Origin of the sequence: Massilia sp. CCM 8734, assembly GCF_011682155.1 — a bacterium.
Lineage (GTDB): Bacteria > Pseudomonadota > Gammaproteobacteria > Burkholderiales > Burkholderiaceae_D > Telluria_A > Telluria_A rubra.
Genome location: NZ_WHJI01000181.1, coordinates 1 through 585, shown reverse-complemented (window position 1 = coordinate 585; position 585 = coordinate 1). Strand labels below are relative to the sequence as shown.

1 pseudogene is annotated in these 585 nt (G+C 71.3%); it reads left to right on the top strand.

The features are described from left to right. A pseudogene (locus F2P46_RS39015) lies at nt 1-585 on the top strand (hypothetical protein); the annotation flags it as partial.

Genomic DNA, 585 nt, shown 5'->3' with positions numbered 1-585 from the left:
GGCTCGGCGCGGGCAAGCTGATGGGCGACGCGGCCACGCAGATTGCGACCGGATCGGCCGGCGCCCAGGTGCGCGGCTCCCTCGCCGGCCGGGTCGGGAAAGGCATGCTGAGCGAGGGCGTGCTGGAGGAAATGCCGCAGTCGGCGCAAGAGCAAGTATTGACCAATATCGCCATGGGCGAGCAGGACTTGGCCAAGGGTGTCGGCAACGCTGCCGGTACCGGCCTTGTCACGGGCATGGCCATGGGCGGCAGCATGGCGGCGGTGCAGGGGGAACACGCAGCCGCGCCAACACCGGCTCCCACGCCAGCGCCGGGCCCGGCACCTGTGCCCGTGCCACTGCCGGACACCGGCCCGCTTTCGCGCGCGGCGAACGCGGCCCAGGCAGCGCTTGCCGCACAGCGCGTCGCCGCTGCGCCACCAGCTGCGGCAGATCAAGCGCCATCGCTGGGCCAGATCGACGGCCGCCTGGCTGAACTCATTACTATCGGACACGGTTCGGTGGCGCAACGGGTCAAGGGTGCGGACGGCCAGATGAGCGTGACGCCGGCGGTGCCGGGACGCCGCCTTACCGCTGACGAAGTTG